At 57.3% G+C, this 24,870-nt stretch carries 19 protein-coding genes; 14 read left to right on the top strand and 5 right to left on the bottom strand.

The genetic code is table 11. The features are described from left to right. The first annotated feature begins 44 nt into the window (after positions 1–44). Both JAO79_RS04455 and ppa read left to right on the top strand, forming a co-directional pair. Positions 45–1,184: an acyl-CoA dehydrogenase family protein gene (locus JAO79_RS04455; protein ID WP_199005924.1), complete on the top strand. Its 1,140-nt coding sequence runs from the start codon at positions 45–47 to the stop codon at positions 1,182–1,184. A 261-nt stretch (positions 1,185–1,445) separates the two neighbouring features. After that, positions 1,446–1,973, top strand: coding sequence for an inorganic diphosphatase (gene ppa / locus JAO79_RS04450; protein ID WP_199005923.1), 528 nt, complete (start codon positions 1,446–1,448; stop codon positions 1,971–1,973). Positions 1,974–2,050: 77 nt separating this feature from the next. On the opposite strand, the gene JAO79_RS04445 is transcribed toward ppa, so the two are convergent. Beyond that, on the bottom strand, positions 2,051–3,103 hold the full coding sequence (locus tag JAO79_RS04445) for a DUF2333 family protein (RefSeq protein ID WP_199005922.1): 1,053 nt from the start codon (positions 3,101–3,103) through the stop codon (positions 2,051–2,053). A 7-nt stretch (positions 3,104–3,110) separates the two neighbouring features. After that, positions 3,111–5,111: an EAL domain-containing protein gene (locus JAO79_RS04440; RefSeq protein WP_199005921.1), complete on the bottom strand. Its 2,001-nt coding sequence runs from the start codon at positions 5,109–5,111 to the stop codon at positions 3,111–3,113. Between the two features lie 211 nt (positions 5,112–5,322). Here JAO79_RS04440 and JAO79_RS04435 point away from each other — a divergent pair, with 211 nt between their 5' ends. The 12 genes from JAO79_RS04435 (at position 5,323) to JAO79_RS04380 (ending at position 18,937) form a co-directional block, all read left to right on the top strand. After that, entirely contained in the window at positions 5,323–6,933 is a 1,611-nt protein-coding gene (locus tag JAO79_RS04435; protein ID WP_199005920.1) for a diguanylate cyclase, read from the top strand. A 260-nt stretch (positions 6,934–7,193) separates the two neighbouring features. After that, entirely contained in the window at positions 7,194–7,631 is a 438-nt protein-coding gene (gene aroQ / locus JAO79_RS04430; protein ID WP_199005919.1) for a type II 3-dehydroquinate dehydratase, read from the top strand. A gap of 30 nt (positions 7,632–7,661) precedes the next feature. Further along, positions 7,662–8,123 carry an acetyl-CoA carboxylase biotin carboxyl carrier protein gene (gene accB, locus JAO79_RS04425; protein WP_199005918.1) on the top strand — a complete coding sequence of 154 codons (462 nt, stop codon included), beginning with the start codon at positions 7,662–7,664 and terminating at the stop codon, positions 8,121–8,123. An 18-nt stretch (positions 8,124–8,141) separates the two neighbouring features. Continuing rightward, the gene (gene accC, locus JAO79_RS04420) at positions 8,142–9,488 is read left to right on the top strand and encodes an acetyl-CoA carboxylase biotin carboxylase subunit (RefSeq protein ID WP_247060490.1); all 1,347 of its coding nucleotides are present in this window, start codon (positions 8,142–8,144) and stop codon (positions 9,486–9,488) included. 2 nt (positions 9,489–9,490) lie between these two features. Next, positions 9,491–10,387, top strand: a complete 897-nt coding sequence (prmA, locus tag JAO79_RS04415; RefSeq protein ID WP_199005917.1) for a 50S ribosomal protein L11 methyltransferase — start codon at positions 9,491–9,493, stop codon at positions 10,385–10,387. Positions 10,388–10,460: 73 nt separating this feature from the next. Then, positions 10,461–11,669, top strand: a complete 1,209-nt coding sequence (locus JAO79_RS04410) for a DUF3426 domain-containing protein (RefSeq protein ID WP_199005916.1) — start codon at positions 10,461–10,463, stop codon at positions 11,667–11,669. A 209-nt stretch (positions 11,670–11,878) separates the two neighbouring features. Further along, positions 11,879–12,877: a tRNA dihydrouridine synthase DusB gene (dusB, locus tag JAO79_RS04405; protein WP_199005915.1), complete on the top strand. Its 999-nt coding sequence runs from the start codon at positions 11,879–11,881 to the stop codon at positions 12,875–12,877. Further along, positions 12,874–13,191 (top strand): DNA-binding transcriptional regulator Fis, encoded by a 318-nt coding sequence (fis, locus tag JAO79_RS04400; RefSeq protein WP_199005914.1) that lies wholly within the window; start codon positions 12,874–12,876, stop codon positions 13,189–13,191. Before dusB ends, fis begins: the two co-directional genes overlap by 4 nt. A 102-nt stretch (positions 13,192–13,293) precedes the next feature. Beyond that, positions 13,294–14,874: a bifunctional phosphoribosylaminoimidazolecarboxamide formyltransferase/IMP cyclohydrolase gene (purH, locus tag JAO79_RS04395; protein WP_199005913.1), complete on the top strand. Its 1,581-nt coding sequence runs from the start codon at positions 13,294–13,296 to the stop codon at positions 14,872–14,874. Between the two features lie 22 nt (positions 14,875–14,896). Beyond that, positions 14,897–16,183, top strand: coding sequence for a phosphoribosylamine--glycine ligase (gene purD, locus JAO79_RS04390; protein WP_199005912.1), 1,287 nt, complete (start codon positions 14,897–14,899; stop codon positions 16,181–16,183). 115 nt (positions 16,184–16,298) lie between these two features. Further along, positions 16,299–17,267, top strand: coding sequence for an alpha/beta fold hydrolase (locus JAO79_RS04385; RefSeq protein ID WP_199005911.1), 969 nt, complete (start codon positions 16,299–16,301; stop codon positions 17,265–17,267). 71 nt (positions 17,268–17,338) lie between these two features. Beyond that, positions 17,339–18,937: a cation:proton antiporter family protein gene (locus JAO79_RS04380; protein ID WP_199005910.1), complete on the top strand. Its 1,599-nt coding sequence runs from the start codon at positions 17,339–17,341 to the stop codon at positions 18,935–18,937. Here the strand turns inward: JAO79_RS04380 and senA are convergent. The 3 genes from senA to JAO79_RS04365 form a co-directional block, all read right to left on the bottom strand. Then, on the bottom strand, positions 18,929–20,230 hold the full coding sequence (senA, locus tag JAO79_RS04375) for a selenoneine synthase SenA (protein WP_199005909.1): 1,302 nt from the start codon (positions 20,228–20,230) through the stop codon (positions 18,929–18,931). The two genes, JAO79_RS04380 and senA, sit on opposite strands and share 9 nt — an antisense overlap. 255 nt (positions 20,231–20,485) lie before the next feature. Continuing rightward, positions 20,486–23,596, bottom strand: coding sequence for an efflux RND transporter permease subunit (locus JAO79_RS04370; RefSeq protein ID WP_199005908.1), 3,111 nt, complete (start codon positions 23,594–23,596; stop codon positions 20,486–20,488). Beyond that, on the bottom strand, positions 23,596–24,768 hold the full coding sequence (locus JAO79_RS04365) for an efflux RND transporter periplasmic adaptor subunit (protein ID WP_199005907.1): 1,173 nt from the start codon (positions 24,766–24,768) through the stop codon (positions 23,596–23,598). Before JAO79_RS04365 ends, JAO79_RS04370 begins: the two co-directional genes overlap by 1 nt. Positions 24,769–24,870: the final 102 nt, after the last annotated feature.

Below are 24,870 nucleotides of genomic sequence, written 5' to 3'. Positions count from 1 at the left end.
TTGCGAGACACTCAGACCATCCAAGAACAAAAAGGAACGTCAACGTGTCTGATTATTTCAACGAAACCCACGAACAGGTGCGCCTGACCGCCCGCAAATTCATCGAAACTCACGTTCGCCCCTATATCGACGAATGGGAGGAAGCCGGTGAGTTTCCACGAGACATTTATCAAAAAGCCGGCGAGGCTGGCCTTCTCGGCATCGGGTTTCCGGAAGCACTCGGCGGCATTGGTGAAGGCGACATCTTTATGAAAGTGGCCACTTCCGAAGAGCTGATGCGCTCCACCTCCGGCGGCTTCGTAGCCAGCCTGGGCTCCCTCGATATCGGCCTGCCCCCTGTCGCCAAATGGGCCAGAAGAGAAATTCAGGAACAAATCGTCCCGCCGGTACTGCGCGGTGAAAAGATTTCCGCCCTTGCGATCACCGAACCCAGCGGTGGCTCCGATGTCGCCAACATCAAAACCCGCGCGGTTCGTGACGGCAACCACTACATCGTTAACGGCAGCAAAACCTTCATCACCAGCGGCACCCGCGCCGACCACTACACCGTTGCCGTACGCACCGGCGGCGAAGGCCACGGCGGCATCAGCCTGCTGCTGATCGACCGCGACATGCCCGGCTTCTCCAGCGGCAACAAGCTGCGCAAAATGGGCTGGTGGGCCAGCGACACCGCCGAACTCTTCTTCGAAGACTGCCGGGTTCCTGCGGACCGCCTGATTGGCGCAGAAAACGCCGGCTTCATTGCCATCATGAGCAACTTCCTGGCCGAACGCCTGAGCCTGTCCATCATGGCCTACATGACCGCCCAACTGGCTTACGAAGCCGCACTGGACTACACCCGGGAGCGCCAAGCCTTCGGCCGCAACGTGTCCGGCTTCCAGGTTACCCGCCACAAACTCGTGGACATGGCCACCCAGATCGACATCGCCCGGGAGTACACCTACCGCTGTGCAGCCCTCATGCAAGCGGGTAAAAACCCCATCAAACAAGTGGCCATGGCGAAAAACTTCTCGGTGGAGGTCTGCGAAAAAGTCACCCGCGAAGCCGTGCAACTGTTTGGTGGCATGGGCTACATGCGTGAATCCGTAGTCGATCGCCTGTACCGCGATGCCAAGATCCTCTCCATCGGCGGCGGCACCACCGAAATCATGAAAGAACTGATTGCTAAACAGATTCGACTGTAGATTTCGGAAATTACTGAATCAGGCTTCTCAGAAAGCTAAAAAGGGCCTCTGGTGGCCCTGTCCGACAACGTGGAGCGCCAAGGATGGCGCGACCGAGCCCTACAGGGACGTATTCACGGGCGTTTTTCGGACAGGGCTGCCAGAGGCCCGCTTGCACCCAAACCACCAACGTTTAGTTTCGAATGCCTGTAGAGTCCCGTATAATTGCGCCCACTTTTCGAACACCGTTAAACGAACCTAACGTATCAGGAAGGAACTCACATGCAATTCGACAACATCCCAGCGGGCAAAAACCCGCCAGAAGACATCTACGTCGCCATCGAAATCCCGGCCAACAGCTCCCCGGTCAAGTACGAACTCGACAAAGACATGGGCGCCCTGCTGGTAGACCGCTTCATGGCCACACCGATGTTCTACCCGGCCAACTACGGCTTCATCCCTCACACCCTGGCAGACGACGGCGACCCGCTGGACGTACTGGTTGTGACCCCTTACCCGATCCAGGCCGGCTCTGTTATTCGCTGCCGTCCGGTTGGCGTACTGAACATGGAAGACGAAGCCGGTGGTGACGCCAAGCTGGTTGCCGTGCCTCACGACAAGCTGACCACTATCTACCACGACGTAAAAGACATTGACGACCTGCCAGAGCTGCTGCGCGAGCAGATTCGTCACTTCTTCGAGAACTACAAAACTCTCGAGCCAGGCAAGTGGGTTAAAGTACAAGGCTGGGGCAACGCTGCCGAAGCCAAACAAGCCATCGTAGACTCGGTTAACGCCTACAAAGGCTAATCGCAGTTCGGGCATAAAAAAACCGGGTCGTTCTGAGAGCGACCCGGTTTTTTGTTTTCTAAACCTTCAATCGGGCATCAACCCCGCGACAGCAAATCCCGCATATCACTGATTGCTGCGTTCGCCCGCGACAAGTAAGCCGCCATCGTCAGCGAGTGATTGGCCAGAAAACCAAATCCGCTGCCATTCAGAATCACCGGGCTCCACATCGACGCCTGGGTACCCTCCAGCTCAATAATGATCTGCTGCACACTGGCCATCGCGTTCTTGTCTTGCAGCACCTTCCGGAAATCCACTTCCATCGCGCGGAAGATATGCAGCAACGCCCACGCGGTGCCGCGCGCCTCATAGAAAACATCATCGATCTTGGTCCAGTCGGTTTTCACATCCTCTCCTTCGCTCGATTCCGACAACGGATCACCGTCTTCCAGGTTCGACAGAGATTCGCTAACCGACGCTTTACCCACGCTTTCACTCAAGGTTCGGGACAAGCTGCCCAAACGGGTTTCCAGATCCGCCAGCCAGTTGTTCAGGTTATCTGCACGGGCAAAAAACTGGGCATTACTTTGTTCGGGGTCCGACAAGCGGTTCAGGTATCGTTTGAGTGCATTGATACCCCGGCGGTACTCATTTTCGGTAGACGGAATCGCCCAGCTTTCACTATCGAAGTGCAGCTGCGGTTCGGCAATGATCAGGTCCGGGTCTTCTGCAGACTGACTCTGGGATCGGCTGATGTCTTTGCGAAGGGAGCGGGACAAGTCTCGCAGCTGAACCAGCACGCCGTATTCCCAGTTTGGCATGTTGTCCATCCACAGCCCGGGAGGGAAGATATCATTGGAAATGTAGCCACCCGGCTTGTCCAGCAGCGTCTCCGCCAAACGAATCATGGTAGCAGTGGTGGCGAATCCGGCTACCGGCTCCCGATCCATAGAGCTGGCCAGCGTCCGGGTATGTTCCCGCACCGAGAAACTGTCCGGCTCGCTACTCCAGATGATACCCAACACAATGGTAATCAGCAGGTACACCACCAGCAGCGCCAGGATAAACTTTCCGATTACTCCGCTGCCCCCGGTGTAATCCTGAACATCTTCTTTTTTGTCCTTGAAGTACTGTCTGATTTTGCCTGGCATAAAACGTTTACTCTCCTGTTGATTCCTCATCGGCCTCGAAGGGGCGTCCAAGATAGTAGCCCATGGCACCATCGATACCCAATTTACAGAGTACCGAGTATTCCTCACTCCTTTCTACACCCGTAGCAAAAACTTTCACGCCCCTGCTTCGGGCAATACCGATCACAGACTCAAGCCAGAACCGGTTGTCCTCGTGGCTATCCAGATCGTGAACAAAACTGTTATCGATCCGCAAACCACTCAGAGGCAGGTTTCTCAGATAATTGAACGGCACCCCCCCGACTCCGAAGCGGTCCACCAGAACCGGCACTTTCAGCTTGACCAGCGCGCGAATCAGTTGGCTCGCCTTCGCCCGGTGGTGATGCAGCGTCATCTCCGAAATACCCACCCATAACCGGCGATCCAAAGTGCCGGCCGAACCCAGCATTGCCAGAAGATCTTCCCGAAACTTTTCATCGGCCACGGAGGCGGAACCTAATGAAATCGCCAGTTTCTCGTGCGGCTTACTCTCAAGGCGCTCAAGGACACTGGTGACCAGCACCCGATCAATATCGGCAATCAGGCCGAGGCGTTCCGCCATGGGGACAAACGCCCCCGCTTTCAGCACCCCCTCGGGCGCACATATTCGCGAGAATACCTGAAAGTACTGCAACTCCTGATTCGATCCTTGCACCATGGGTTGCAGCCAGAGTGACAAGTTCTCATTGCGGATTGCGTCGTTGATGATGTCTCGCCAGGTGTCCATCGTGTGGTAACTGTTGCCACTGGCATCCTTAATCCAGCAACAGTAGTCTTCCCGTTGCTGAGCGGTTCGCAAGGCTGTATCTGCGGCCGCCAACAAGTCTCGGATATTGACTTCCGGCGATGCAACGGCCATCCCTGCGTGCACACGGGTTTCCATCGGTGCCGCCAAGTCCGAATAGAGTCCGTCCAGCTTCTCGACCATTGTTTCGCACCACACTTTGACATCCACCGCCGATGCGCCGGGCAGATACACCGCAAACTCCGCTCCCGTCCTGCGGCCCGCAAAGGCGCCGCCGTGCTTCCTGACAAAGCCATCAATGACCTTGGCAACCTGCTTAAGCAACCGGTCCCCTTCTTCGCGACCGTGGTTTTGGTTGAACTCACCGAAACTGCTCAGCTGAACCAGCATCAGCACCCCCGGCGCCGATTTCTCCTCGGACTCCACCTCCACCTTCAGGCGCTGATCAAACGCACTACGGCTCGCCAGACCGGTTACCGGATCTTCATTGTTCACTTTGCGCAAATGCTGGATCAGTTTCCCCTGGCCCGCGAACAGCTGCCCAAGATCATCTGCCATCTGGTTCATGGCTTCCGTCACCTGATTCAGTTCCCGGGTGGAACGCACTTCCACGCGCTCTCTGAAGTCCCTCCGGCTCAATGCCCGCGCCTGTTTCTCCAGTTCGCTCAACGGTTTCAGCAAACGCCTCAACAGGAACCACAACCCCAGCATGCCGACACCGCCAATCAACACCACGGCCGCCAGCAATCCCAACGTAATTCGCCAAAGGTCGTCGTAGGCTCTGCCCAGGTTGCTCACCACCTCTACGGTTCCCAGTTGTGCCCAACCCCGCACAACCTGGGCTCGGCCTTCCGGCTTTGGCAAGTTCGCCGCACGAACAAACCAGTCGGGCGCCACCCTGGTTCGCAGCCGCATTTCCCTGCCCGTCAGCAGGATCCTGCCATGACCGAAGAATTTCACCGACAAGTAGCTGCCGCTATCGAACACCGCGTCGATCAACGACGACGCGGCAACGATATCGGACGCATCAACGGCTTTGGAAAGCACCACGCCTGTGGCGGTTGCGGCGTCTCGCGCATGCTCCAAATGCTGCGACGACACGTAATTGCGGAACGTATTGAAAGTCACCAAAAAAATGGTCAACAAAATCAGCGCCAAGAGACTGCCGGTGAAAACCAACAACAAGGCCCGAAGGCTCATCACGCCAGATTGCCGGCGGCTGTTCATAACCTGTCCCTCTGCCATTGCGCCCCTCACTCCGGAGCCGCCTCTAAAGGCACAACCAACTCTGTGATCCCCTTCAAGAGTTGACAAACATTTACAAAGTGCTGCCTACGTCAACAACATTAAACACTATAGACTCTACCCAAGGACTATGGAGCCTCGGCATTACCTGACCGAGAAAAAAGTTCGTCCGGCCGGACAGAACAACCGATAACAGAAAGGCCCGAACACAATGAGCGACGAAAGCCAGAAGGAAAAACTCAGACAACATTTCGCCCGGCGCGTCACCACTCAGGCGCGCGTTGTTCTGGATACCTGGCAAAAAATTCACGAAGACCCGACGCAAGCTCAGGTATACCGGAATGCCCTGGAAGCCGCCGCCGACAAGCTGGTGCGGTACGCCCGCCGTTTCGAGATGGAAAGCCACGCGCGCGCCGGAGAGGGCATTCTTGCAAAGCTTGCTCACTGGCAGCCGGACACACCATTGAGTACCGCGCATCAGCAAACGCTCGAAGAGTCCGTGGAAACGCTTCGTCACAGCACTCAACGCCGCAGTGACGAGAACAATAACGCGCCCCACCCTTTCCGCCGGACACCGGTCTACATCGCACTGGCGGACGACGAATCCGCAGCCCGAATGATCAAACAACTCGAATTTTTCGGCTTTCGCGCGTCCTCTTTTAAAACCCCGAACGACCTGATGTCGGCGTGTGCATTGAGCAAACCCGAAACTATCCTGATCGACATCAACTTCGGCGGCGGAGCATCTTCCGGAATAACCACCATCGAGCATCTGCAGGAGCAACACGACACTCCCATTCCCATCATCTTCATGAGCGATGAAGACGGGTCGATCGAAACCCGGTTACGAGCGTCCCGGTGCGGTGGCGAAGAATTCTTCTATCCCGCAGTTGATCCCGGCCAGTTGATCGAGAAAATTGAATCCTATACCCACGGCAACACGGTGGAGCCCTATCGGGTGCTGGTGCTGGACGACTCCCGGGCCCAGGCGAAATTCATGGAAACGGTGCTGAAAAAAGCCGGTATGAACGCCCACATCATCACCGACCCCATGCAAATCATTACCGCGCTGGATGAATTCTCCCCCGAAATCATCCTGCTCGACATGTACATGCCCGGCTGCACCGGCATGGAGATCGCCCGCGTGATTCGTCAACAAGACAAATTTCACAGCGTGCCGATCATCTACCTATCGGCCGAAGACGACGTTGGCAAGCAGCTGCACGCCATGAGCCTGGGTGGCGACGACTTCCTGACCAAACCAGTTGATCCCAAGCACCTGATCGCTACGCTGCACAATCGGGGCCGCCGCGCCCGGTCATTGCTGGCCCTGATGATTCGCGACAGCCTGACCGGGCTGTTTAATCACACCCACACCTTGTACCTGCTGGAACAGGAAATCGTGCGGGCGCGCCAGAAAGACCAGCCACTGTGCTTCGCCATGATCGACCTGGATTACTTCAAGAAAGTGAACGATACCTTTGGTCACCCCATTGGTGACCGCATTCTGCGGAGCCTGTCCATGTTCCTGAAGCAGCGGCTGCGCAAAACCGATCACATCGGGCGTTATGGTGGCGAAGAATTCGCTCTGATTCTGCCCAACACCCGGCCCGGCGATGCCCGCAATGTGGTGAATGAAATTCGGGAGCGGTTTTCCGATCTGGTGCAAGAAGCCGGGGACCGCCAGTTCAAGGTCACGTTCAGTTGCGGACTGGCGGCCTGGCAAGGCGAGAGCTCCCAATCTTTGTGCGAGCGGGCCGACCGGGCCCTGTACGTCTCGAAAGCCCACGGTCGAAACTGCGTCACACTGGCCGAAGAGTAATCCATCCCCGGACCGGGCTTTCTGCCCGGTCCATGAAACCAATGTCGAATACCCGCCCTGATCGCCATCGCCGACAATGCTAGCCATCAACGAAATGTCATCGCGCGTGAGGCAATTGCTGTGTAATCTTTTTCAGGATCAAAAGTCGTATCCGAAGATTGTCAAAAAGTGTTGATCTGAAGCGAATAAGTACGCACCATTCAACCAAACTGTCGTTATCTTCGGCGATCCTGTCAAAAACAAACAAGGCAAATTTCATCATGTCGACCATACTTGTGCTACATGGACCCAACCTTAATATGCTCGGTACACGCGAGCCGGAGGTTTATGGCCATGAGACGCTGGCAGACATTGACGACCGCTTGCGCCAACAAGCTTCGGAACAAGGCCATCATCTGCTGCATCTGCAATCCAATGCAGAGTACGAATTGATTGACCGCATTCACGAAGCCCGGGCTGAAGGGGTGGACTTCATCATCATCAACCCCGCCGCTTTCACCCACACCAGTGTCGCCTTGCGGGACGCTCTGTTGGCCTCGGGTATCCCGTTTATTGAAGTGCACCTGTCGAACGTGCACGCGCGGGAACCGTTCCGGCACCACTCGTATTTTTCAGATATCGCCCAAGGCGTTATCTGCGGCTTAGGCAGCCAGGGTTACGATCTTGCTTTACAGGCTGCCCTGAAAAAAATTCACTGATAGACCAGAGACAACGGGACTGGAATAGTTATGGATATTCGCAAAATCAAAAAACTGATCGAACTGCTCGAGGAATCTGACGTCGAGGAGCTGGAGATTCACGAGGGGGACGACTCGGTTCGCATCTCCCGCCGCCGTGAGCAAGCCGCCGCCGGTCAGGTTGTCAGCCATTACGCAGCCCCCGCACCGCAAGCAGCTCCGGCACCTGCCAGTGCGCCTGCGCCTGAAGAAGCGCCTGCCGCATCTGCTGCCATTAATGGCCATGCGCTGAAATCACCGATGGTGGGCACCTTCTACCGGTCACCGTCACCGTCTGCACCGGCCTTTGTTGAAGTGGGCCAATCGGTCAAGGCTGGCGATGTCATCTGCATTGTTGAAGCCATGAAGATGATGAACCAGATCGAAGCAGACAAGTCTGGCACCATCACCGAAATTCTGGTCGAAAATGGCCAGCCGGTGGAGTTTGACCAACCTTTGGTCGTCATTTCCTGAATCTGGTGATTGCTACCCATGGCTATGTTAGAAAAAGTTCTGATCGCAAACCGCGGTGAAATCGCCCTGCGCATACTCCGCGCCTGCAAAGAGCTGGGCATTAAAACGGTGGCGGTCCACTCACAGGTAGACCGCGACCTGATGCACGTTCGCCTGGCAAATGAAACCGTATGCATCGGCCCGAACAGCCCGACAGACAGCTATCTGAACATCCCGGCAATCATCAGTGCTGCGGAAGTGACAGACGCTGTTGGCATCCATCCCGGCTACGGCTTTCTGGCAGAGAACGCCGACTTTGCCGAACAAGTCGAGAAAAGCGGGTTTCGCTTCATCGGTCCCAGCGCTGAAACCATCCGCCTGATGGGCAACAAAGTATCAGCCATCGAAGCGATGAAGAAAGCGGGCGTGCCCACGGTACCCGGCTCAGACGGCCCGCTCACCGATGACGATGAGCGCACGCTGCAGGTTGCCCGGAAAATCGGCTACCCGGTCATGATCAAAGCGGCTTCTGGCGGCGGCGGTCGCGGCATGCAGGTGGTCCACTCAGAGGCTGCGCTCCTGAAAGCGGTTCAGATTACGCAGACGGAAGCGAAAAACGCCTTTGGCGATCCGACGGTGTATCTGGAAAAGTTTCTGGAAAAGCCTCGCCATGTGGAAGTTCAGATTCTGGCAGACATGCACGGCAACGTGATTCATCTGGGCGACCGGGACTGCTCGCTGCAGCGCCGCAACCAGAAAGTCATCGAGGAAGCGCCTGCCCCGAACCTGAACCCTGAATCCCGGGAACGCACACTCAAAGCCTGTGTCGATGCCTGCAAGGAAATTGGCTATGTCGGTGCCGGCACCTTTGAGTTCCTGTATCAGGACGGCGAGTTCTACTTCATCGAGATGAACACTCGAGTGCAGGTGGAACATCCGGTGTCCGAGATGGTGACGGGCGTCGATATTGTCCGGGAGCAACTGCGCATTGCCAGTGGTCTGCCACTGGAGTACAGCCAGGACCAGATCAAAATTTCCGGCCACGCGATGGAATGCCGGGTGAACGCCGAAGACCCCAAAACCTTTGCGCCCAGCCCCGGAAAAATCAAGCATTTCCATGCCCCCGGCGGCAATGGTGTGCGTGTCGATTCGCACCTGTACAGCGGTTACACCGTGCCGCCCTACTACGACTCTCTGGTGGCCAAACTGATCACCTGGGGTGCGGACAGGGACATCGCACGCAGGCGCATGAAGAACGCATTGGATGAAATGCTGGTCGAGGGCATCAAGACGAATCAGCCGCTGCACCGAAAACTGGTGCGCGATGGAGGTTTTAAACAGGTAGACTTCACGATTCACTACCTCGAAAAACTGATACAGGATTAACCATGCCCTGGTTACAACTCCAGATTCCAGCTGATCCCGACACTGCGGATCAGCTGGAAGACCTGCTAATGGAAATGGGTTCGGATGCCGTTTCCATGGAAGACGCCGCCGACCAACCCCTCTACGAACCCGACCCGGGCACAACCCCCTTGTGGAGCCAAACCACCGTCACCGGTTTGTTTCAATCGGATCGGGATATCGAGCAGCTGTGCTCTGACATCCGGGACGCCTGGCATCAACAAACCCAGCAAACGCTGGCCGAAATCGACGTCACGCTGGTCGAAGACAAGGATTGGGAGCGGGCCTGGATGGATGATTTCCATCCATTGCGCTTTGGTGAGCGTCTCTGGATTGTTCCCAGCTGGCACGACGCCCCTGACCCGGATGCCGCCAACCTGCTGCTGGACCCCGGCCTCGCGTTCGGTACCGGCACCCACCCGACAACCGCGCTTTGCCTTCAGTGGCTGGACGGCCAGGATGTCTATGGTAAGCAAGTGATCGACTACGGCTGTGGCTCTGGCATTCTGGGTCTTGCCGCTCTGCTTCTGGGCGCGAAACACGTCATTGGCGTAGACACCGATCCTCAGGCTTTAGAAGCCAGTCGGGAAAACGCCCGACGCAACAACGTTGAAGACGACCGGTTGGATCTCTACCTGCCCGGCAGCGATCCCGATACCCAAGCCGACGTCATGCTCGCCAACATTCTGGCCCAACCGTTAATCGGCCTGGCCCCTCGGCTGGCCGCGCTGACTCGCACCGGCGGCAGTCTCGTGCTCTCGGGTATTTTGTCAAACCAGGCCAGAGAGGTGATGGAGGCCTACGAACCCTGGTTTATCATGGACGAACCGGAGCAGAAAGAAGAGTGGATTCGCCTCACAGGACGGCGCAAGGGCGAGTGACGAATCAAACGTTTACGTCTAAACTGCGTGGTTCCTAGCAATCACGCAGTGACTAAGCGTTCAGGATAACAGCATGACCCAGAGCAGCCTGCAAACACAGTGCCCAGAGTGTGCAACCCGTTTTCGGGTAACTGATGAACAGCTCAGTGTGGCCGGAGGCAAAGTCCGTTGCGGCAACTGCATGGCCATCTTTAATGCAAAAGAGCACCGACTAGCCCCTTCCGGTGACAGCACGACCTCCAGCTCCCAGCGTGCTCCTGAATCCTCCTCATCTGACGCGCCCCCCCAGACCGAGACTCGCAGCAGCGTTATCGAAGATGATTTCGTTTTCGTCGATAATCCCGAAGAAGATGCCGAAGAAGGGCTTTACGCGGGCGACAAACTGACGTTTTCCGAAGACGAACTGAGCGACAGTTTTCTTTCGGTTGACGACCGAAACCATGACGGCTTCGCCGAAAACGACCCAACCCATAGCCATTCACAGGTTGACGAAAGCTGGGCTGAAGCCATGCTTTCCGGTGATCCCGCCGAAGCGCCCAAGCCTTCCACACAGAAGCCTGAGCCTGAGCCTGAGCCTGAGCCTGAGCCTGAGCCTGAGCCTGAGCCTGAGCCTGAGCCTAAAACAGCATCCTCCCGTCCGCACTCTGCGGTCGAGACCGACTCACCAACCGTTAGCGACGAACCCACAGGTGATAGCGCCGAGCAGGTGGGCGACCCGCTGATCAACCGGGCCCGCCCGGAGCAACAAACCGCGACCTTATACCAGGATTTACGCCGGGACCCCGTGTCGGTCGGTGGTCGCGGCAGTCGCCTTCGAACGGTACTGTGGAGCCTGGTGACCCTGGCGCTGTTCGGACTATTGGTAGCACAGGCCACCTGGTTCCAGTTCGACAGACTATCGGCCATCCCTCAGCTGCGCCCCTTTTACGAGAAAGGCTGTGAGCTGGCCGGTTGCGAACTGCAGCCACTGGTGGATATCGATGCCATACAAAGCCGAAAACTGGTGGTTCGCACCGCCCCGGACAACCGCAACCAGCTGATTGTCGATGCAGTCATCATCAATCGTGCCAACTTCGAACAACCTTTCCCGTCTATCGCCTTGACCTTCTCCAACCTGAATGGGGATGTGGTGGCGCAAAGTGTGTTCAGCCCTGACGAGTACATCGCCGGCGACGGAGAAGCTCTGGAGAACATGCCCACGGATACGCCAGTGAAGATCGCCATCCGGATTCGAGACCCCGGGCGGGACGCGGTCAACTACAACCTGCTTTTCCGTCCGTAGATACCGAGAGCCCTGACGACGGCCTTCAGCCGGTAGAGCAAAAGTCAACCAGACAGAGCGAAAAATAATCAGTTTTTTCGCTCATTTATCCCTTCAATCAAACTGCCCTCGGCGGTATCATTACCGCCCTTCGGGAAACAGTCGTTCAGTTTTTGAGCAACGACTAGAAACCGAACCTTGCTAAACCCGCTGTGACACGGACTCAGATCATGCTGCCAACGGCAAAAATCGGGCCGTACACCCTGCCCAACCCATTGATAGTTGCACCCATGGCCGGTGTAACCGATCGCCCGTTTCGGCTGTTGTGCCGAAGAATGGGCGCTGGATTGGCGGTATCGGAAATGGTCATAGCGGACAGCAAGCTCTGGCATACGCGCAAATCTCGCACCCGGATGAACCATCAGGGCGAACCCGAACCCCGGTCAGTGCAAATCGCCGGCGGCGACCCAGATATGCTGGCCGATGCCGCAAGGCAAAACGCCGAGTTTGGTGCCCAGATCATCGACATCAACATGGGGTGTCCAGCCAAAAAAGTCTGCAACAAGGCCGCCGGTTCGGCTTTGATGAAAGACGAAAAGCTGGTTCAGGAAATTCTGGAAGCGGTGGTCAGCGCCGTCGATATTCCGGTGACACTGAAAATGCGCACAGGTTGGGATCGCGACAACCGTAACGCCAAAACAATTGCAAAAATGGCAGAAGACGCAGGCATTCAGGCCCTCGCTGTACACGGCCGCACAAGAGCCGACAAATACCTGGGCGATGCCGAATACGACACCATTGCCGAAGTAAAAGCCAGTGTGGGTATTCCGGTGTTTGCCAACGGCGACATCACCACACCGGAAAAAGCCCGGCATGTATTGGCCTACACCGGCGCAGACGGGTTACTGATCGGCAGAGGCGCGCAAGGCCGGCCATGGATTTTTCGGGAAATCATGCATTTTCTCGAAACCGGCGAACACCTTGCAGCACCGCCCCTGACGGAAGTGGAGCAGATTCTCCAGGAGCATCTCGCCGAACTGCACAGCTTCTACGGGGAAAAGATGGGCGTGCGTATCGCCAGAAAACATGTGGGCTGGTATCTGCAGACCCACGATGAAAGCAAACAGTTCCGCAGTCGCTTCAATGGGATCGAAGACCCACTGGAGCAAAAAGACAGCATCGCACAGTACTTTGCACGCTTACGAAATGGAGAGGTATTCGCAGCATGACCGCTGAGACTTTGGCACACGATAATCTGAGCACCCCGGCCAACGATGAATCACATCAGTTGCACACGGTAAACGGCAGCGGCAATAGCGTCACCCTGCGCGACAGCGTAGAAGTTGCTTTGAAGAACTACTTCGCGCAACTGGACGGAGCGCCCGTCACCGACGTATACCAACTGGTGCTTTCTGAAGTTGAAGCGCCCCTGCTCGAGCAGGTAATGAAGTACACCCGCAACAACCAGACCAAAGCTTCCACGATGCTTGGCCTGAACCGCGGAACCCTGCGCAAGAAACTGAAGCAATACGGTCTGCTATAATCAGACACGACCCTCAAGGGCCTCCCGGATTCGTTCGCGAGGCCTTTGTTCTTTATATTCAGGCTAACCCCCGGCTTATCTGAACAGCGAAGAAACTGAACCATGGCAAACCAGGCTAACACCCCCGTCCGTCGCGCCCTGATCAGCGTGAGTGATAAAACCGGCATCGTCGATTTCGCACGTGCCCTGACCGAACGCGGCATTGAGCTGCTGTCTACTGGCGGCACCTTCCGGCTGCTGCAGGAAAACAAGGTACCGGTCACCGAAGTGTCTGATTACACCGGTTTCCCGGAAATGATGGACGGCCGGGTGAAAACCCTGCATCCGAAGATTCACGGTGGCGTTCTGGGCCGTCGCGGTACTGACGACGCGATCATGGCCGAGCACGGCATCAATCCGATCGACATGGTGGTGGTCAACCTCTACCCGTTCGAAGATACCGTGGCGAAACCGGATTGCGATCTGGCGACCGCCATCGAAAACATCGACATCGGTGGCCCGACCATGGTTCGCGCTGCGGCCAAAAACCACAACGACGTCGCCATTGTTGTTAACTCGACGGACTACAGCCGTGTGCTGAAAGAACTCGAAGAGAACGACGGCGACCTGACCTACAACACCCGTTTCGATCTGGCCGTCAAAGCGTTCGAACATACCGCGGGTTACGACGGTGCCATCGCCAACTATCTGGGCGGGCGCACTCCCGACAACGACAACGCTGACTTCCCGCGCACCTTCAACACCCAGTTTGTGAAGGTTCAGGACATGCGTTACGGCGAAAACCCGCACCAGCGCGCCGCTTTCTACGCCGAGACCAACCCCCGTGAAGCTTGTGTTGCCACTGCCAAACAGTTGCAAGGCAAAGAGCTGAGCTACAACAACGTTGCCGATACCGACGCTGCGCTGGAGTGCGTAAAGCCTTTCGCTGACCCAGCCTGCGTTATCGTTAAGCACGCCAACCCCTGCGGCGTTGCCATTGGTGCCGACATTCTTCAGGCCTACGACCTGGCCTTCGCCACCGACCCGACCTCAGCCTTCGGCGGCATCATCGCCTTCAACCGCGAACTGGATGCGAAAACCGCCAAGGCCATCGTTGATCGTCAGTTTGTGGAAGTCATCATTGCCCCTAGCATCGCGCCCGAAGCGGTAGAAATCGTATCGACCAAGAAGAACGTGCGCCTGCTGGCCTGTGGCGAATTCGACAGCCACCGCGCCAAGACCATGGACTACAAGCGCGTTACCGGCGGCCTGCTGGTTCAGGACCGCGACCTGGGCATGGTCGCGATGGAAGACGTCAAGGTAGTAACCGATCGCCAACCCACTGAACAGGAACTGAACGACCTGCTGTTCGCCTGGGAAGTGGCCAAGTACGTTAAGTCCAACGCCATCGTTTACGCCAAAGCCGGCCGCACCATCGGTGTCGGCGCCGGCCAGATGAGCCGGGTATACAGCGCCAAGATCGCCGGCATCAAAGCCGCCGACGAAGGTCTGGAAGTAAAAGGTTCGGTGATGTCCTCCGACGCCTTCTTCCCGTTCCGTGATGGCATCGATGCGGCCGCTGCTGCAGGAATCACCGCAGTAATTCAGCCCGGTGGTTCCATGCGCGACCAGGAAGTGATCGACGCTGCCAACGAACACGGCATCGCCATGGTCTTCACCGGCATGCGCCACTTCCGTCACTGATCACAGCATTCAGGAGCACAACATGAACATTCTGATTATCGGCAGTGGCGGACGCGAGCACGCACTGGCCTGGAAAGCCGCCCAATCACCATTGGCTGAGAAGGTTTTTGTCGCACCGGGTAACGCTGGCACCGCCCGCGAGCCCGGTCTGGAGAACGTCAATCTGGACGTTATGGATCTCGACGGTCTGGCCAACTTCGCCGAACAGAACAACGTTGGCCTGACCATCGTTGGCCCGGAAGCCCCGCTGGTGGCTGGCGTAGTCGATAAATTTGAAGAACGCGGTTTACGCATCTTCGGCCCGAGCGCCGGTGCGGCCCAGCTTGAGGGTTCCAAGGCCTTCACCAAGGACTTCCTGGCGCGCCAGAAGATCCCGACGGCTGATTACGCCAACTTCACCGACGTTGACGAAGCCCTCGCCTACGTTCGTGAAAAAGGCGCACCGATTGTCGTTAAAGCCGATGGCCTGGCTGCCGGCAAAGGCGTCATCGTTGCCACGACTTTGGAAGAAGCCGAAGACGCGATCCGCGATATGCTGGCAGGCAACGCCTTTGGTGAGGCCGGCAGCCGTGTGGTTGTCGAAGAATTCCTCGACGGCGAAGAAGCCTCCTTCATCGTTATGGTGGATGGCAAGAACGTTCTTGCCATGGCCACCTCCCAAGACCACAAACGCGTGGGCGACGGCGACACCGGCCCGAACACCGGTGGTATGGGTGCGTATTCCCCTGCTCCCGTGGTCACACCCGATGTGCACCAGCGCATCATGGACGAAGTGATCATGCCGACCGTTAACGGCATGGCGGCAGAAGGCCATCCTTATAAGGGCTTCCTCTACGCCGGCTTGATGATCGACACCCAGGGCGCGCCCAAGGTCATCGAGTTCAACTGTCGCTTTGGTGATCCGGAAACCCAACCGATCATGCTGCGAATGAAATCGGACATCGTCGAGCTGTCTCTGGCAGCGGTGGACGGCACTCTGGATCAGTGTGATTCCGTGTGGGATGAGCGCGCCTCGGTGGGCATTGTTCTGGCCGCCGGCGGTTATCCCGGCAGTTACAACAAAGGCGATGTAATCTCCGGCCTGCCCGAAACCGAAGTAGACGGCGAAAAAGTCTTCCACGCCGGCACCAGCCTGAAAGACGGTGAAGTGGTCACTAACGGCGGTCGCGTACTCTGCGCCACCGCCCTCGGCAACACCGTCACCGAAGCTCAGCAACGCGCCTACGAACTGGCCGAAAAAGTGGATTGGAACGGCGTATTCTGCCGTAAAGACATTGCATATCGGGCCATCGCCCGTGAACAAGGCTGATTTGTAACGCCGTTCACACGCATTGTCAGCCCGGTCATTGACCGGGCTTTTTTATGCCTTAATGTATACCCCCTTCCATGGAACGAACGGCCAGACACCCCGGGGGGCCAGACCTATGCTGAAATCATCACCGCTAACGCTAGCGCTGCTGTGTTTAACTGTGCTGCTAACCACTGCCTGCTCGCGGCAGGAGATCTACGACGCCGCGATTGACTGGGAACGCACAGGCGCCGGACTGGAAGCCAGCCGGATAACCGTGGGTGATCTGGAAATTGCCTATCTGAAAAATATTGAGTCCAACAACGGGGACACCATCGTTCTGGTACACGGCTTTGCCGCCAATAAAGACAACTGGACCCGCATGGCTGGCGAACTCACCGATGATTTCAACGTATACGCCATCGACCTACCGGGCCACGGCGACAGCAGCAAACCGCTGGATCTTGGCTACCGGCTGGAGCAGCAAGTCAGCCACCTTGCCCGCATACTTTCGGCGCTGAACATCGATAAAGCGCACATGATGGGCAACTCCATGGGCGGCGCAATTACCGCACTCTATGCCGCTACCTACCCCGAACAGATCAAAACCGCCGTTCTGTTCAACCCCGCCGGCATCCTGGAATACCCGAGCGAACTCACGGATCTGGTGCTCGACGGAGAAAACCCCCTCATCCCATCCAAACCGGGAGACTTCGAACGCTTGATCGACTTCGCCATGGAAGAGAAGCCCTTTATCCCCTGGCCAATCCTCGGTGTGATGGAAGAAAAAGCCATTGCCAATCAAGACATCAACAAGGTCATCTTCTCCGACATCCGAGAAGCGGGCCTGAATACCGATTTTCGTGATGCGATCAAGCGTATCGAAGATCCGGTGCTGATTGTCTGGGGCAAAGAAGATCGCGTTCTGGATTACCGTAACGGCGATCTGTTCAAGCGAGACATTCCCGGCGCTGAGCTCACTGTCCTTGAGGGCATTGGCCATGCACCGATGATCGAGATACCGAAAGAATCCGCTGAGTTGTTTCTCCAGTTCTCCAAACCTTACCGGTCAGAAAAAGACACAGATCAAATGGCAGCCCGTTAGCCGTTAATCGACTTCAACACGGGGAAAAAACAAGGTAGCCTTCTTGCTCTGTTCCCCGGTAAGGGCCTTTCATGCCTGAAGCGATCTGGATTTCATTTGCCTTTGGCCTCGGCCTGCTGATCAAAACGGTGCACCTGCCACCGCTGATCGGCTATCTCGCCGCGGGGTTTATCCTCAGCGCCATGGCCGCTAACCCGTCCATCCCGATCTCGCCAGAACCCACCGCCGTGCTGGATCACATCGCCCATCTGGGCGTTCTGCTCATGCTCTTTACCGTCGGGCTCAAACTGAAACTGAAATCGGTGTTCAGCCCGGAAGTCATCGGCGGCAGCCTGCTGCACTTTTCGATCACCGCTCTGGTGTTCGCCCCCGGCATTTATCTGATTCTCGAAGTGAGCTGGTACACCGCGCTGATGCTGGCGATCGCCCTATCGTTCTCCTCAACCGTGTTGGCCGCAAAAGTACTGGAAAACAAACGTGAACTGCGCGCTTTCCACGGGCGGGTGTCGATTGGCATCCTGATCATGCAGGACTTGATCGCGCTGGTGGTGATGAGTCTCGCCGCCGGGCAAACACCGTCGCAATGGGCACTGATCGTGTTTGGCCTGCCGTTACTTCGCCCTGTTCTTTACAAGCTGCTGGACGCAAGCGGCCACGAAGAACTTCTGGTGTTGCTGGGGCTTGTGCTGGCATTGGTGCTGGGGGGCCTGGGCTTTCAGGCGGTCGGGCTCAGCTCGGAACTGGGCGCTCTGGTGTTTGGAGCCATTCTCGCTAATCACCCGAGAAGTCAGGAACTGGCCAAGTCCCTGTGGAGCGTGAAAGAAATCTTCCTGGTGGGGTTCTTTCTGCAAATCGGCATTGACGGCCTGCCAGGCAAAGATGCCATCCTCTTCGCCGTTGTTGTGGCCTTGATCCTGCCCTTGAAGGGTATTTTATTCTTCTTCCTCATGCTGCTTTTCCGCCTGCGTGCGCGCAGCAGCTTCCTGACCTCATTGGCGCTGACCAACTACAGCGAATTTGGCCTGATTGTGGCCAGCGTTGCCCTGCCCGAATGGCTGGTCCCACTGGCCTTGTCGGTCGCCTTGTCCTTTCTGATATCCGCGCCGCTCAACCGGTTGGCGCACCCACTGTATGAGCGCTGGAGCCATCGCCTCGTGCCGTTCGAAAACGACCGACGGCACCCGGATGAACTGCCGATATCCTTGGGTGATACCCGGGTTGTTGTAATGGGCATGGGGCGAACCGGAACCGCCGCCTACGATACACTGCGCGACACCGAAGCCCGGCTTATGGCTTTGGATTCCGATTTAGCCAAAGTTGCGCGACACCAAAAACAGGGGCGTAACGTGGTCTACGCCGACGCGGAAGACAACACTTTCTGGGAAGCCCTGCACATGCCCTCGGTGGAAGCCGTCATTCTCGCAATGGGGGATATCGAAGCCAAACTGATCGCCGCGCGCATGCTGAGAAAGCTCGGTTTCACCGGCTACATTGTCGCCCACACCATGTTTGAGGACGAAGCCGAACGCATTCGCGAAGCCGGTGCCAACGAAGCCTACCTCACCATGAGCGAAACCGGCGTTGCCTTGGCCAGCCACCTGGAGCAAATAGCCCCGGAATTCTCCGAACCCGAGGTAACACTTTCTCAGTCCAATCAGCAATCAACCTAAAGCGCAGGTACGGAAACCCGTAAACACATCGTTCCTCTGAGGCAGATACGCCTGCCGATAGGTGCCACGAATCAGGCTTGAAGTCGTGGCACAACTCCCGCCACGAGTCACCTTGTGGTCACCGAACTGCAGCGTTGACATAAACGGGTACATATCCACCTTGAAGCCGTCGTACGGCAAAAACTGATCGCTGGTCCACTCCCACACCGACCCCAGCATCTGCCGACAGCCAAACGCACTGTCACCCGCCGGATAATCAAACACCCGATTCTGCGCCATCGAACGCCCATTCATATCCGCACGTGACGCATCCGGCGCCTCATTGCCCCAAGGGTAACGCCGGAACAGCTCACCCGGCCGGTTCGCCAAAGCGGCCACCTCCCACTCATACTCCGTTGGCAGACGCCGCCCAATCCAGCGACACCAAGCCTCGGCTTCCCAATAAGAAACATGCGTCACCGGTGCATCGGGATTCAACGGCAACCAGCGATTAAACAACCGAACCTGCCACTGTCCCTCATGACACCGCCAATATACCGGGTGGCCCGGAGACGACTCCAACCACTGCCGCCCACCAAACGACCACAACTCCGGCCGCTGATAACCGCCGTCCTTCACAAACGCCAAAAACTCACGATTCGTCACCAGCGTGCGACTGATCGCAAACCCCGGCAACTGCACCTCAAACCGCGGCTTTTCCGCATCAAAGGCAAAATCCGCCCCCGCGTACGCCTCCGAAGCACCCGGCATCCCAATCACCCAACGCCCCGCCGGCACCTCCACATCCCCGGCGACCGCCTCACCCGGCGCTGGCCGATCACCCACAAAATCCGGCGGTGCCGGATACTCCACCGTCTGGCGACACCAGATCAACGACTCAATGTGCATGTTCTGGTGAAAAATCGCATAGCGATACAGATACAACTCCTGATCCGTCAGCTCACACTGCCGAATGCGCTCCGCCACCCGGTCATAAACCGTACGAAAATACGCCAGCGTCTCCTCCCGCCCGGGAAACAAATCCCGCCGCCAGCGATCCCGATGCTGAACATGAAACGAATCCCACAGATCATCCATCGCCGGGTTATAACTCGCCAAACCGTCCAGCAGCTTGAAAACAAACACCTCATAGAAAAACGCCGAATGCCCCATCTCCCACAGCGGCGGATTCACACCGGGGTGATAGGGAACATCCAACTGGGTGTCGGATAACGAATTGATGAGTTGTTCTGTTCGAATTCGGGCGAGCATCAGTTCATCAAGCAACTGGGCTTTTGTCTCAGAAACAGACATCGAGTTTTGCTCCACTGAAAATATCTCCCTGCGTCGGGGAATCGGCAGAGGGGAGGCGCTTCCAAAAATGTGCGCAGCCATGGATGGCGGAGCAGAAGCGCCACATGGATGTGCCGAAGGAGCGGTTTTTGGAAGCGCCTTCCCTCTGCCGGTTCTTACTCCAAAAGCAGCATAACAACAAAAAACCGCCAAGGGCAGAAACCCAAGGCGGTTCAATGACATTCACGAAGAACTGACCGAAGTCAGCTCGAATCGTCAGGCCTTCTTACGCTGCTTGCGCCAATCCCCAAAGTCCTCAATCAACTTATAGAATAAAGGCACAAAAAACAGCGCCAAGGTACTGGCCGCCAGCATCCCGCCAACCACCACCGTACCAATCTCCTGACGACTCACCGCACCCGCGCCGGAACTGAACGCCAACGGCAAAGACCCCACAATAAAGGTCAACGCCGTCATCATAATCGCCCGGAAACGCTGTCGCGCTGCCGCACTGGCCGCCTCAAACGAACTCATACCCGATTTCCGGTTCTGAGCCGCAAACTCCACAATCAGAATCGCGTTCTTCGCCGCCAGCCCGATCAGTACCAACAGCCCCACCTGGAAATAAATATCGTTCGGGAAGCCACGCCACAAAGACGCCAAGGCCGCCCCAAACACCCCAAACGGAACCGCGGTTGCCACCGCCACCGGCAAACCCCAACGCTCATATTGAGCCGCCAGAATCAGGAACACCAGCAACAACCCCATGCCAAACGCCATGGCACCGGAGTCTGCGGAATCCTGCAACTGATAGGCTTCACCGGTCCAGCCAACCAAGGTGTCCCGATCAAACTGCTCAGCCGCAACCGCCTCCAACGCAGCCAGCGCCGCACCGGTGGTATAACCCGGGCCGGGGTCAGCCAGCAGCTTCGCCGCCGGGTACACGTTAAAGCGGTTCAGAATATCCGGCCCACTGGTACGCTCCAATTCAACCAACGAGCTGAGCGGAATCATCTCGCCATAGTTGGAGCGCACAAACACCTTCCGCAAATCGCCCGGATGGCTGCGGAACTCGCCTTCCGACTGAAGGTTCACCTGCCAGTTGCGGCCCTCCAGCGTAAAGTCGTTCACATACAAGCCACCAAAGGTGCTCTGCATGGTGGTAAAGATCTGGTCGATCGGTACACCGGCCGCCTGAGCCTTCTCACGGTCCACATTCGCCTTGTAACGGGGAATACCGGTGTCCAGCGTCACTCGCACGTTGGTCAGCTCCGGGCGCGCATTCGCCGCCTGAGTGAACTTGTCCGCCATCGCCTTGATCTCCGCCGGGGTACGGCCACCGCGAGCCTGAATGTAGCCTTCCACACCGCCGGTGGTCGATAACCCTTGGATCGGTGGCGGCGTAAAGGCAATCACGAAGGCTTCGGGCATACCAAAGCCAATGCCCATGATCTTCTTGGCTATATCGGCGGCACCCTGGCCCTCGCCTTCACGCTCCGCCCAATCTTCAAGCGTCACAAACGCGACACCACTGTTGGTGCGCAGTGCACTGGAGATGATGTCGAAACCGGCAAAGGCCACCACATCTTTCACTTCCGGCAGGCTTTTCATTTTCGCCGTCAATTCATCCCGGGCATCTTCCGTGCGGCTCATGGCCGACACCGGAGGCAATGCATAAGCCGCCAGCACAAAGCCCTGATCTTCCTGCGGCACCAGCCCTGAAGGCATCTTGTTCATCAGGAACACCACGCTGCCCAGCATGGCCGCAAACAACAGCACACCCACAACCGCGTGTTTCAGCAGCCAGTCCACCACGCCGGAGAAGCCTTCAGTCAACTTATTGAAGCCGGCATCAAACCAGCGGAACACGGTCAGCTGCTTGCTTTCTTTACCCAGCAGCATCGCACACATGGCTGGCGTAAGCGTCAGCGCCACAACGCCGGAAATAACCACCGACACCGCTATGGTGATCGCAAACTGCCGGTACAATTCGCCACTGAGCCCGCCCAGAAACGCCACCGGCGCAAACACCGCCACCAGTACCAGCGTTGACGAAACTACCGCACCGGAAACCTGGCCAATGGTGGTCACTGCGGCATCGTAGGCAGTCATACCTTTTTCTTTGATCAACCGCTCGGCGTTTTCCATGATGATGATGGCGTTATCCACCACCACCCCGATGGCCAATATCAACCCGAATAAGGTCAACAAGTTCACTGAGAAGCCCAGCGCCTGCATGCCGGCAAACGTACCAATCAGAGACACCGGGATAGCCATCAGCGGTATCAGGGTGGCACTGAGGTTTTGCAGGAACAGGAAGGTCACCAGAACCACCAACACCACCGCCATAATAAAGGTGCTGAACACCTCCTGAATGGAGATATCGATAAAGCGGGTAGTGTCATAGGGAACACTGTACTCCAGACCTTCCGGGAACCGGTCCGAAATTTCCGCCATGGCCTTGTTCACCGCTTCCGCAGCATCCAGCGCGTTGGCACCCGGCTGCAGATAGATACCCATGGGCACCGTCGCATCGCCGTTATAGATGGCGGCAAAGTCGTAGTTCAGAGCGCCCAGCTCAATGCGCGCAACATCTTTCAAACGCAGGGCAGCGCCCTGCTCGTCACTGCGCAAGATCACTTCGCCAAACTCGTCCGGGCTGGTCAGGCGGCCGGGGGCCGACACACTGAAGGTGAAGGCCTGCCCCTTCGGAGCCGGTTCCGCGCCGATTCGACCCGCGGCAAACTGGGCGTTTTGCGCACGCAATGCGTTCGCCACATCACCCGGCGTCAATTCAAACTGAGCCAGCTTGTCCGGCCGGAGCCAGATTCGCATCGAGTAATCCTGCGCACCAAACAACGAGGCATTACCAATGCCCGGCAACCGAACCAGCTCGTCGAGCACGTTCAACAAGGCGTAGTTGGAGATTTCCACCACGTCCATGGAATTATCCGGAGACGACAGCGCAATCACCTGCAGAATCGAGGTGGACCGGGCCTCTACTTTGAGGCCTTGGTTACGAACGGATTGCGGCAGTCGCGCCAGCGCTTGCTGAACCCGGTTGTTTACGTTGATGGTCGCCTGGTCCGGATCGGTACCGATCTCGAATGACACCGAGATCCGGAAACTGCCGGAGTCGGTTGCACTGGATTCCAGATAGATCATGTCGTCAACGCCGTTGATCTCCTGCTCCAGCGGTGCAACCACGGAATCGGAAATCACGTCGGCACTGGCACCCGGGAATCGCCCGTCCACCACAACTTGCGGCGGCACCACGTTCGGGTATTGCTCCACCGGCAATCCGAGCAGTGCCAGCGCACCGCCCAAGGTAATAATGATTGAAATGACCGTCGCGAAAATCGGCCGGTCGATGAATGTGCGCAACATCAGTTCGCCCCCTCCCCGGCTTTGCTATTGGTAATCTTGACCGGTGCACCCGGGCGAAGGTTGGTCAGGCCGGTCACAATGAACCGGTCGCCGGCTTCCAAGCCCTTCAGAATAATCTGACGGCCGTTGGTGACAGGACCCAACTCGACACCACGCGCCTGGGCTTTGCCTTCGTCGTCCACCACGTAAACCATCGGCCCTTTGGGCCCCTCGGCAATGGCTGCTTCGGGCACGGTGATCACGTTCTCGAAGTTCTGCAGCTCAACCCGCACCCGAACAAACTGCCCCGGCACAATCACATGCTCCGGGTTCGGGAAGACCGCCCTCGCCGATACCGACCCGGTGCGTGGGTCGAGCGTGGACGCAGTGAAATCGATCCGGCCTTCCAATGGGTATTCGTCACCATTCGCCAACACCAATCGGGCGGATACGGCCTGCGCCTCATCAGAACGGGCCATGCCTTCCGTTGCGGCACGGCGAATACTGGCGTCGTTTTCAGGCAACGCAAAGCGCACATGAACCGGGTCGAGCTGTACAATCGTCGTCAACAAGGTGCCTGCGTCCACCAAGCTGCCTTCCGGCAGATCCTCAAGACTGGTCACGCCACTGAGCGGCGCGGTCACTTGCGTGTAACCAAGGTTCAGTTCCGACTTGGTCATACCCGCTTCGGCAACGGCCAAATTGGCTCTGGCCAGCTCCAGAGCCGATTCCGCAGAATCACGATCCCGCTCGCTCACCGCTTTACGCTTGTACAAGGATGAGATCCGGGCCCATTCCCGCTCGGCCTGACGCAAATTGGCTTCCGCTACCTGACGCTGTGCTTTGGCCTGCTGGAACGCGGCTTCCGCCGGTTTAGGGTCGATACGGAACAGGGAGTCGCCCTCCCGCACCATTTGCCCTTCCGCATAAAGCCGCTCTTCGAGCACCCCGTTGACTCGTGCACGAACTTGCACCTCCCGAGCACCCCGTGCCCGTCCGGCATAGTCCTGGCGAACGGTGGCATCGCTCAGCTCAGCCGTTTCTACCGTTACCGCTGCCGGCGGGAAACCGCCACCCCCCTGCTGACCGGCACTGTCTTCACTGCTACAGCCAGCGAACATCAACAAGGTCGATAAGCTTGCAATAATCAGCCCGGCGCGGGCAGCTGGGCGATGAGATAATTCCATGGTCATGTGCGTTCTCCTGAACACGAGGCAAATCAATCCGGGTAAATAAGCAGGTTAGAACGGCCTGCAAAATTAGCACGCCAACATACATTCATTCGTGTATGTATG

Origin of the sequence: Marinobacter litoralis, from assembly GCF_016427555.1 — a bacterium.
GTDB lineage: Bacteria > Pseudomonadota > Gammaproteobacteria > Pseudomonadales > Oleiphilaceae > Marinobacter > Marinobacter litoralis_A.
The sequence above is the reverse complement of the archived record's forward strand: the minus strand, read 5'-3'. Positions and strand labels throughout refer to the sequence as shown.

Coding starts and splice junctions, on each gene's coding strand:
- ppa (WP_199005923.1), top strand. CDS start 1,446: ATGCAATTCGACAACATCCCAGCGGGCAAAAACCCGCCAGAAGACATC.
- JAO79_RS04445 (WP_199005922.1), bottom strand. CDS start 3,103: ATGCCAGGCAAAATCAGACAGTACTTCAAGGACAAAAAAGAAGATGTT.
- JAO79_RS04440 (WP_199005921.1), bottom strand. CDS start 5,111: ATGGCAGAGGGACAGGTTATGAACAGCCGCCGGCAATCTGGCGTGATG.
- JAO79_RS04435 (WP_199005920.1), top strand. CDS start 5,323: ATGAGCGACGAAAGCCAGAAGGAAAAACTCAGACAACATTTCGCCCGG.
- aroQ (WP_199005919.1), top strand. CDS start 7,194: ATGTCGACCATACTTGTGCTACATGGACCCAACCTTAATATGCTCGGT.
- accB (WP_199005918.1), top strand. CDS start 7,662: ATGGATATTCGCAAAATCAAAAAACTGATCGAACTGCTCGAGGAATCT.
- accC (WP_247060490.1), top strand. CDS start 8,142: ATGGCTATGTTAGAAAAAGTTCTGATCGCAAACCGCGGTGAAATCGCC.
- prmA (WP_199005917.1), top strand. CDS start 9,491: ATGCCCTGGTTACAACTCCAGATTCCAGCTGATCCCGACACTGCGGAT.
- JAO79_RS04410 (WP_199005916.1), top strand. CDS start 10,461: ATGACCCAGAGCAGCCTGCAAACACAGTGCCCAGAGTGTGCAACCCGT.
- dusB (WP_199005915.1), top strand. CDS start 11,879: ATGCTGCCAACGGCAAAAATCGGGCCGTACACCCTGCCCAACCCATTG.
- fis (WP_199005914.1), top strand. CDS start 12,874: ATGACCGCTGAGACTTTGGCACACGATAATCTGAGCACCCCGGCCAAC.
- purH (WP_199005913.1), top strand. CDS start 13,294: ATGGCAAACCAGGCTAACACCCCCGTCCGTCGCGCCCTGATCAGCGTG.
- purD (WP_199005912.1), top strand. CDS start 14,897: ATGAACATTCTGATTATCGGCAGTGGCGGACGCGAGCACGCACTGGCC.
- JAO79_RS04385 (WP_199005911.1), top strand. CDS start 16,299: ATGCTGAAATCATCACCGCTAACGCTAGCGCTGCTGTGTTTAACTGTG.
- JAO79_RS04380 (WP_199005910.1), top strand. CDS start 17,339: ATGCCTGAAGCGATCTGGATTTCATTTGCCTTTGGCCTCGGCCTGCTG.
- senA (WP_199005909.1), bottom strand. CDS start 20,230: ATGTCTGTTTCTGAGACAAAAGCCCAGTTGCTTGATGAACTGATGCTC.
- JAO79_RS04370 (WP_199005908.1), bottom strand. CDS start 23,596: ATGTTGCGCACATTCATCGACCGGCCGATTTTCGCGACGGTCATTTCA.
- JAO79_RS04365 (WP_199005907.1), bottom strand. CDS start 24,768: ATGACCATGGAATTATCTCATCGCCCAGCTGCCCGCGCCGGGCTGATT.